The organism is Streptococcus sp. Marseille-P7376 (genome assembly GCF_902460385.1).
GTDB lineage: Bacteria > Bacillota > Bacilli > Lactobacillales > Streptococcaceae > Streptococcus > Streptococcus sinensis.
The window spans coordinates 1-2,576 of sequence record NZ_CABPTS010000044.1 but is presented as its reverse complement, the minus strand read 5'-3'; the positions used below and the strand labels follow the sequence as shown (position 1 = coordinate 2,576).

2 protein-coding genes and 2 pseudogenes are annotated in these 2,576 nt (G+C 37.9%); 1 reads left to right on the top strand and 3 read right to left on the bottom strand.

Translation table 11 applies throughout. The features are described 5' to 3' along the window. Positions 1-201 precede the first annotated feature (201 nt). Positions 202-687 carry a sigma-70 family RNA polymerase sigma factor gene (locus FZ952_RS11440; RefSeq protein ID WP_148881743.1) on the bottom strand — a complete coding sequence of 162 codons (486 nt, stop codon included), beginning with the start codon at positions 685-687 and terminating at the stop codon, positions 202-204. 423 nt (positions 688-1,110) lie between these two features. On the opposite strand from FZ952_RS11440, the gene FZ952_RS11435 reads away from it, so the two are divergent. Beyond that, entirely contained in the window at positions 1,111-1,776 is a 666-nt protein-coding gene (locus FZ952_RS11435; RefSeq protein WP_148881742.1) for an IS30 family transposase, read from the top strand. On the opposite strand, the pseudogene tnpA reads toward FZ952_RS11435, so the two are convergent. Together tnpA and FZ952_RS11905 are read right to left on the bottom strand one after the other, a co-directional pair. Beyond that, positions 1,749-2,251: pseudogene (tnpA, locus tag FZ952_RS11430) on the bottom strand (IS200/IS605 family transposase). The gene FZ952_RS11435 and the pseudogene tnpA overlap by 28 nt on opposite strands. 37 nt (positions 2,252-2,288) lie before the next feature. Continuing rightward, positions 2,289-2,491, bottom strand: a pseudogene (locus tag FZ952_RS11905) (hypothetical protein). Positions 2,492-2,576 lie beyond the last annotated feature (85 nt).

The following is a 2,576-nucleotide window of genomic DNA, read 5'->3' as shown; positions in this document are numbered from 1 at the left end:
CTACAACTTCAGTTGTAGTGCCCTGCACATTGGTTCGTCTTGTTCAGTTTTCAAAGGTCTTTGTCGCCCTCGCAAGCGACAACTATATCAGTATATCACCTCAACTAATTCTTGTCAATACTTTTTTTGAACTTTTTTTGCTTTTTTGAAACTTTTTTTGAATATCTTAAATAGACATTAATCCTCGATCCCTTGTCAGGGCTAGAGAATCGCATTGTTTCTGAACTCTTTCAAATGCTCTTTTAAATCTCGAAGCATAGCTTTTCTTCCTTGAAAGCGTTCATTTCCTATTAATCGTTGATAATTGTTTAAACCTAACGGATCTAGTCCTGCCTTAAATCCTGCTATTAATTCTCTGAAAGCGACTAGTTCATCCAGGAACATTTCACGTGCCTTCAGTTTATGGCCAATCTCACTGACTTCCTCATAACTCTGTTTATCAAATTTGCGTTTTTGACTCTCTTGTTTGCGGATAAGATCATGGATATGGTTTCGGAATTTGGTTTTGAAATAGCAATAAAGTTTTTCTTCATCATGCTCAATTCCTTCTTGGCTCAGTTGTAGCTCATACAAGACCAGCATTCCTTCTTGCTCCCAGTCGCTTGATTCCCAAAGATGAAGGTAATATTCTTTTTGGCACTTGCGAACAATCCACTTTACTTTCTCATAGCTACTTTTAAAATTCATAGCTTCTCCTAAAATTATATTTTGTTGACTCTAGTCTATAGCAAATTTTAGGAGAATGCTTGAACTTATTTTGAAATGCTACTTTTTATCCTCTTCATGTCAAGCCATCCTCTCTTTCCGACATCAAAGGGACTGACCTGGGGCTGCTGATCTGACAGATTGCAGCCTGAAAAGGCAAGCCTGAAAGTCATAACCTCTCGTGAAAACGGGTGGCTTGTACACAGGCTATAAACTGTTTCTCTCCAGCGACGTCTAAAGACGTTCGCTGAACTTCGTTCCGGTTAATTCTATGATTACTTGACTAATGCTCGTAAAAACGGGCTTTTATTTTGTCTTGAATATACAATATAAGTGCACAATAAAAAACTTATAAGATTTTCTAGTAAAATAGAATTGAACCAACTAGTTACGAAAGGAAATCTTATGAGCTATCACCATTTTACCATAGATGATCGGGAAAGTATTCTGATTTACTGTACAAAAGGACTAAATTTTTCTCAAATCGGAAAATTACTTCATCGTCATCCTTCCAGCATTAGTCGGGAATGGAAACGTCATACGAAAGGTCATATTGAAAACAGAGGGTCTCATACCATTCATGAAAGACATGAAGAAGCAAACAAGCGAACTAGGATTGGTGATTGGGAAGCAGATACGGTTACCGGTCAAATTGGGAAAGCTTGCTTAGTTACTCTAACGGATCGCTACTCTCGTTTTCTTAAAATCAAGAAGGTAGCGGTCAAGAAAAGCAAACTGGTCATAGAGGCTATGGTACAAATGTTGGAGCCCTTGCCGAAAGAAACCGTCACTCCCGATAGAGGAAAAGAATTCACGAATCATCAAGACTTGACTGATAAATTAAAAGTAGAGGTCTATTTCCCAGACCCTCATGCGCCTTGGCAACGAGGAACCAATGAGAATACCAATGGATTACTACGAGAATATTTTCCCAAAGGGAGTGATTGGACATTCATTGACGAGCACACCATTCAGCTGTGGGAGGATAAACTAAATAATAGACCACGAAAGTGTCTCAACTGGAAAACACCTTATGAAGTATTTTATGGTGAAATTGTGCACTTAATTTGACAATTCAAGGTTCTAAAACTACCATCTGAGAACCGATCTTCGTACTCTTTGACACTTAACTTATCAAGGGAAATGTCATGTTTCTTCTGCTCGCGATATATTTCGCTACTGTCTTTTCATTCAGTCCAACCGTACTCACATAGTACCCCCTAGCCCAAAACTTTCGATTACCATACTTATATTTTAGGTTGGCATGTTTATCAAATATCATCAAAGCACTCTTACTTTTCAAATATCCCATGAAGTCGGAAATCGAAAGTTTGGGTGGTATCAAGACAAGCATGTGAACATGATCTGGCATCATATGTCCCTCAATTATTTCCACTCCCTTGTATTGACATAGATGACGGAAAATATCAATCAGATCTTACCTGATTTTATAGTAGATTGTTTTTCTGCGGTACTTTGGGGTAAAGATGATAGGATATTTGCACATCCATTTGGTATGTGATAAACTGTAACTAGCTTTAGCCATTTCTTTTTCCTCCTTTTATCTAACCTGAACAATTAGATTATACCAAGAAAAAGAAATGGAAGTTCAAAGCCTTGTCAGGAGTCTGGGACAATAGTCCCTTTGCTACAAAAAAAGCAACGGATTTGCCGTTGCTTTTTGCATGATTGCGATAGTCTTGCTAAAATAGAATTGCTCAATAAACCATTTAGAGAGGCTATTCCATGCACATTCACTATAACACAAATCAAACGACTTTACCACTAGAACTTGCTTGCATTTTACCACAAGGCCACATCGTCTTTACCATTGAAAAAGTGGTGAATACCTTGGAGGAACGTCACTTCCA

Bases quoted from the DNA above. Each gene is read 5' to 3' on its own strand.
- FZ952_RS11435 (WP_148881742.1), top strand. From the start codon at position 1,111: ATGAGCTATCACCATTTTACCATAGATGATCGGGAAAGTATTCTGATT.
- FZ952_RS11440 (WP_148881743.1), bottom strand. From the start codon at position 687: ATGAATTTTAAAAGTAGCTATGAGAAAGTAAAGTGGATTGTTCGCAAG.